We start from the raw sequence: 6155 nt of genomic DNA on the forward strand, positions 1-6155 counted from the left end.
ACGCTACTTCTTTATAGGTGAACCTCCGAATACCTCGCTCATCTCCATTGCATCGAGAGCCGTATCAATCGCCTTTACCTCCTCGTCAGTCAGGTGAATATCCGCCGCACCTATGTTCTCTTTCAGCCGGTATAAGTGGCGTGTTCCGGGAATGGGAACGATGGCCGGACGCTTGTTCATCATCCACGCCAGTGAGATTTGCGAGGCCGTGGCCCTATGCTCGTTCGCCAATTGTTCAAGCAAGGAGAAGAGCGCACGGTTCTTCTCGAAACTCTCCGGACGGTACTGCGGCATCGACGCACGGTAGTCGGTCTCGGGGTCAAAAGACGTGTCGGCTGTATAACGGTTGGTCAGCAGGCCGTTGGCAAGCGGCGAATGTGCCACAAAACCGATGCCTAGTTCTTCGACAACGGGCAGTAGCGGCTCATGCCAGCGTGCCATCATCGAGAATCGGTTTTGTATGGCCGTTACCGGACAGACATTGTGGGCACGGCGCAGATATTCTTCCGTTGTTTCCGAGATACCCCAATGCCGGATTTTACCCTCACGAATAAGAGTTGCCATAACCTCCGCTACCGTTTCCGGTTCGATATTCGGATCGATACGGTGCTGATAATAAAGGTCGATGCGGTCGGTTCGCAGACGGCGGAGCGATTCTTCCACCGAATGACGGATGGTTTCGGGGCGTGCATCGGGTATCAGGGCGTGAGGGCCTGCCGCTTCGGGTGTGTCGAAAGTCAAGCCAAATTTTGTGGCGATAACGATATGGTCACGGTAGGGACGCAAGGCTTTCCCCAACAGTTCCTCGTTATCATGCGGACGGTCGGCAGTACCATAGATTTCTGCAGTATCGAAGAAAGTATAACCCATATCCACGGCATCACCGAGAAGTTCCGTCATTTCCCGTTTATCAGCAGGTGCACCATAGGCATGGCTCATGCCCATGCAACCCAAGCCCACTGCGGAAACTCGCAATCCACTTAATCCCAATATTCTGTATTCCATTGTGTTTATAGTTTATAATTCATAATTCGTCAATCCGGTAGTTGCATCTTAAGATACACATCAGCCTTTTCTCCGAGCGGCATGTTGAAAAAACGCTTTTCCTTGTTGAGTGAGCGCATCTGTGCCATCTCCGCATCACTCAATTTGAAATCGAAAATACTGATATTCTCTTTGATATAAGCAGGATTCGTAGCTCCCGGAATTACCGAAAAACCTTCCTGTATATGCCAGCGCAGAATAATTTGCGCCGCACTTTTGCCATGAGCCTCGGCTATTTCAAGAATGGTCGGGTCTTTCAGCAAAGCCCCATTCGACATTGCGCCGCCCAAAGGGAACCAGCATTCGACCAAAATACCATACGGTTTTACTTTTTCCCTCATTTCCAACCGTTGTGCATAGGGATGACATTCAATTTGGAGTACAGCGGGTTTTATTCGGGCATTGTCCATAATGGTACGGAACACCTCGTCACTCGCATCAAAATTGCTGATTCCGAGCGCGCGCACTTTACCTGCTTCTACGGCTTTTTCCATATCCTTCCATGCACCTACAAAATCTCCGACAGGCTGATGCACGTATAGCAAGTCTATGTAATCGAGCTGTAAACGGGACAACATTTTATCTATGGCCTCCAATGTCTTGCCTTCACCGTATTCGGTTGGCCAAAGTTTGCTCGTAATCCATATCTCTTCACGAGGGACACCGCATTCTTTAACGGCTTCCCCGACACCACGCTCGTTCATATAAGCATGAGCCGTATCAATATGCCGATACCCGTTCTTAAATGCCACGAGACAGGCTTGTTTGCAGTCTTCCACGGATGCCATGAAAGTACCGAGTCCGAAGCGTGGCATAAAGATTCCATTATTCAATTGTACCATAGGTACATTGGCGACAGTTACACGGGTGTTTTGCCCGAAAGATGGGGTGTACATAAATGAGAGTAACCCCAAAAACAATACGATAATTTTCTTTTTCATATTTCTTAAAAGTTTCATTTGTTTTTCGACCTCGCAAAATTAGAGGGAACTTTTCAGCAAGACTTTACAAGAAATTCGGTTGAAACTACACTTATTTCGGTTTTGTATAATATAGCAAAACTTTATGCTGTGATACACTCCCTGTCTCTGATATTTGATCCAATTAAGGCATAATAAAGCATGACCAATTCACATATTATGGCAATTATCCACGTCCATTGCCAACTCCCCCATAAATCTGCAAGAACTCCTTGCAAGACAGGGAATACAGCACCACCAAACACTCCCATCATAAACACGCCTGATGCATTGGATGTGTATTGCCCCAATCCTTTGACTGCCAATGTGAATATGCAGCTCCACATGACGGAATGACACAATCCTACCGATACCAACACCCACAAGTTACCGGTGAGAATGGCTACCAATATGAGTATGGTAGCTATAATGGTCATCGCAGCAAGCAAAATACGGGGAGAAACCTGATTAAAAAAGCTGAAAATGAGTCGTCCGATCATCAGGCCTCCCCAGTAAATGGTAGCCAGCAAAGCCGGTATGCCCAAGTCCATCCCCCATAGCATCAAGTGTTTTTGACCGAAGAAAGAAAGTCCATGACCGGATTCTATCAGTTCCATTGCATGAAGATTTACATTAACGCCGACGGCTACTTCTGTTCCACAATAGAAAAAAATTGTAATCACTCCCAATGTCAAATGACGGAAAGACCATATACTGCGTTTCAGTTCCTGCCCTTTCTCTATCCTCGTCCCTTCTATGTCAGGAAGATTCAGTCGGGAAGTAACCAATGTGGTTGTAATGATGCACGCTGCAATCAGCAGGAACGGTATCATCAGTTGGCTCGCCGTTACGTTTTCGAGTGCCACACCGGAAAATATTATTCCCGTGACAAAAAAAGGAGCGACAGTCGTACCGAACGAATTGACGGCACAAACAATATTCATTCGCTGCACCGATTGCGTACCCGGTAAATCATAAGCCGCCACATAAGGATTTATGACCACTTGCAGCAATGCCGCTGAAGTGCCCATCAAATATGAACCGAGCAAAAATATGAAATACCCCATAGGCACGACATCTCCTGAAATCCGCATAGCAATCTCTCCATAATGAACAGCTATCCAAGAAGATAAAGCATACGTCAGCAGTCCTGCGACCATGACTGATAGTGCCCGCAGCAGCGTTTTCTTGTATCCGACTGTATTGATCCACTTTCCTCCCAATGAGCTGTTGAACAGATAACCGAGGAAGAAAAAGAATGATATGAGGGTTGTCAGTGTATTTCTCAAAGAATCTGCACCAGAAAGAAACGCAACTTTCAAAGGAGATTGAAATTGCCCGTTCACTGTTGTCAGAAAGCCGACAATGAAATAAATGAAAGTCAGAATCACGAACGGTCCAAGGCTGTAGTTCTTTTGTGTATTCATGATGCAAGAATTTATAAGATACTTTCAAGTACGCTCATCGCACCATTACTTTTAATCGCATCAACCATCGTCAGATATGATTTTAAGAAAGCATCCGCAGCCATTAAGTCCGTACTTCGGAAAGCTGAAAGCGACAGAAAATCTGTCGGTTCATGGCTGTCTATCAAGTTTACATCTTTCTGTGTCATCCAAGGCTCTGCAATTTCAAACGAGTTTCCCTTATCATCTGTCCTATATTTCAGATAATGTCGATAAGCAGCAATCAGATAGGCCACTCTTGTCAAATCGGCATCGTCCTGTATCATTTTGATGAGATTCGGCATTACATAAATAGGGAACTTGGATATGCCATCGAAACAAAGACGGGCTATCTGGTCGCTCACGGAACGGTTGCCGAAACGCTCTATTAAGGTTTGTTTATATAAGTCCAAATCTATATTGCTCGGAGTCGGGACATACGGAGTGATGTCAATATCCATAAACGTACGGACAAACCGGACAATCCGTTCATCGCGCATGGCATCATCCACTTTGCGGTATCCAGCTAAGAAAGAGGGATAAGAAAGCAACGTATGGGAAGCATTGAGCAAACTGAGTTTCATATTCTCGTAAGCTGTCACGTCATCGGTAAATTCAACCCCGACCCGTTCCCAAGCAGGGCGACCGGCGATAAATTTGTCTTCGATTACCCATTGTATGAAATCCTCGCAATATACCGGAGCTTCATCATTTGTCCCGTTTTTGGTATTCAATCGTACTACATCATCCGGACGGGTGGCAGGCGTAATTCGATCAACCATGCTGTTGGGAAATGTGACATTTTCTTCCATCCATGCCGCCAGTTTCGTATCTTGCGCTTTTACAAAGGACATGAATGACTTTCGGGCCGTATCGCCATTGTGCTGCAAGTTGTCGCAGGAAAGAATGGTTACAGCACCGTTTCCTGCACTTTTTCTTCTCCTCAATCCTTCAGCGACATAACCGAATGTCGTTTTGGGAGTGTGAGGATTTTGCAGGTCATGCCGGACACCTTCATCATTCAAGATGAATTCACCGGTTGATTTTTCAATGTTGTAGCCGCCTTCGGTTATAGTCAATGTTATAATCCGGATATCTTTGTCTGCAATGGCAGAAAGAATGTTCTCCGGATTTTCAAGACTCCAGTCCAAAGACACCAGAGAGCCGATACGATATGTCTTATCTTGCCCATTGCGTCCGCAGACAGTCAGTGTGTACTCGTTGTCTTGCTTTATCAGGGACTTGTACAAATGTTCATCAGTAGGCAACAGCATTGCTCCGTGAATGCCCCAGTGTTGCTGATCGGGATATTCAAGTAACTTGTTTGTGAAAAACTCTTCATGTGCGCGGTGGAAATTACCCACTCCGATGTGCAAAATGCCCGATTTAATCTGTTTCCGGTCATAATTATAAGAGAATACGTCCATAATGGTATTTTTATAAAGTTTATAATGTGAGTTCGTTTATAGTCGGTTTAATAGTTCTGAGGAAATTTCAGGCATTGCTCCTGCCTTTGTACAAACGTATGCGGAAACATCTACCGCTAACTTGTGCGCCTCGTTTATGCTTTTTCCTTTTAGAATCGCCGCAATAAAAGTTGCAGTAAAGGAATCGCCTGCTCCTACCGTATCGGCAATTTTCACTTTTGGGGTTTCGACAAAAGAGATATTTCCCGGAGTAAAGACATAACTGCCATTAACACCACAAGTAAGAATCAGCATTTTCAATTTGTATTTGGCAAGCAAAATCCAACATTTGTCTTGTAAATCAATCCCCGGATATCCGAACAGACGGCTTATAATTACAAGTTCCTCATCGTTTATTTTCAACACATTGCATTGCCTCAATGAATTACATAATATATCTTTGGTATAAAATCCCTGCCTCAAATTGACATCGAAAATCTTATATTGAAAATCACCGTCAGGCATTCTATCAAGAAAGCTATTGATTGTTGTACGCGATATAATATTACGTTGTGCCAATGAGCCGAAACATACGGCGCATGTAGATTCAGCAAGTTGCAGTAATCGGTCTGTGAAAGGAAGATTATCCCATGCAACATTTTCCTTGATGTCATAGCAGGGAACTCCGTTTGCATCTACTTGGACCTGCACGGTTCCTGTCGGATACTCGACCTGCTCTATCAATGTTCCCAACCCCTTGCTCTTGAAATTATCCATAATTTCATATCCCAGTTTATCTTTACCGATGGCACTCACCACTTGGGAACATAATCCGAACTGTGAAACGTGGTAGGCAAAATTTGCCGGAGCACCTCCAATCTTCTTACCGTCGGGAAGTATGTCCCATAATACTTCTCCGATTCCTACTACATAATTTTGTTTGTCCATATATTGAGTTGTTGATTGATATGAGCCTTAAATAATTCCATGTTGCAAAGTTAGAGTGAACTGCTAAGGAATACTTTACAAGAAATTCGGATGAAACTACACTTATTTCGGTTTTTGCATATAAGATATTATGACCTAAAGTCATTTACCGAAAATTTGGTAATTCGAGCCGTATTTTTTGTTCCACCAGAATGAATGGACGTATCTAACTTTGCACTTGGATTGACACGTAAACAATCAACAATTAAATAATGTAAGTATGAAATCCCCATGAGATAAAAAAAACTCGCCAAAGAGAATGAAAATAGTTAAGCTGAAGTTACCTTTGTAGTATCAACTCTACAAATGATTCG

General features: G+C 44.1%; 5 protein-coding genes. All 5 read right to left on the bottom strand.

From position 1 onward, the window contains the following. Positions 1-3 precede the first annotated feature (3 nt). Positions 4-1005, bottom strand: a complete 1002-nt coding sequence (locus tag C4S38_RS09765; RefSeq protein WP_103983580.1) for an aldo/keto reductase — start codon at positions 1003-1005, stop codon at positions 4-6. Between the two features lie 29 nt (positions 1006-1034). Then, positions 1035-1985, bottom strand: a complete 951-nt coding sequence (locus C4S38_RS09770) for an aldo/keto reductase (protein WP_234999340.1) — start codon at positions 1983-1985, stop codon at positions 1035-1037. A 122-nt stretch (positions 1986-2107) separates the two neighbouring features. Continuing rightward, positions 2108-3430, bottom strand: coding sequence for an MFS transporter (locus C4S38_RS09775; RefSeq protein WP_103983582.1), 1323 nt, complete (start codon positions 3428-3430; stop codon positions 2108-2110). Between the two features lie 11 nt (positions 3431-3441). After that, on the bottom strand, positions 3442-4875 hold the full coding sequence (locus C4S38_RS09780) for a mannitol dehydrogenase family protein (protein ID WP_103983583.1): 1434 nt from the start codon (positions 4873-4875) through the stop codon (positions 3442-3444). Between the two features lie 36 nt (positions 4876-4911). Beyond that, complete coding sequence (locus C4S38_RS09785) at positions 4912-5802, bottom strand: carbohydrate kinase family protein (protein ID WP_103983584.1); 891 nt, start codon at positions 5800-5802, stop codon at positions 4912-4914. Positions 5803-6155 lie beyond the last annotated feature (353 nt).

Origin of the sequence: Parabacteroides chinchillae, assembly GCF_900108035.1 — a bacterium.
In the GTDB taxonomy this organism is placed as follows: Bacteria; Bacteroidota; Bacteroidia; order Bacteroidales; family Tannerellaceae; genus Parabacteroides; species Parabacteroides chinchillae.

Coding starts and splice junctions, on each gene's coding strand:
- C4S38_RS09765 (WP_103983580.1), bottom strand. CDS start 1,005: ATGGAATACAGAATATTGGGATTAAGTGGATTGCGAGTTTCCGCAGTG.
- C4S38_RS09770 (WP_234999340.1), bottom strand. CDS start 1,985: ATGAAAAAGAAAATTATCGTATTGTTTTTGGGGTTACTCTCATTTATG.
- C4S38_RS09775 (WP_103983582.1), bottom strand. CDS start 3,430: ATGAATACACAAAAGAACTACAGCCTTGGACCGTTCGTGATTCTGACT.
- C4S38_RS09780 (WP_103983583.1), bottom strand. CDS start 4,875: ATGGACGTATTCTCTTATAATTATGACCGGAAACAGATTAAATCGGGC.
- C4S38_RS09785 (WP_103983584.1), bottom strand. CDS start 5,802: ATGGACAAACAAAATTATGTAGTAGGAATCGGAGAAGTATTATGGGAC.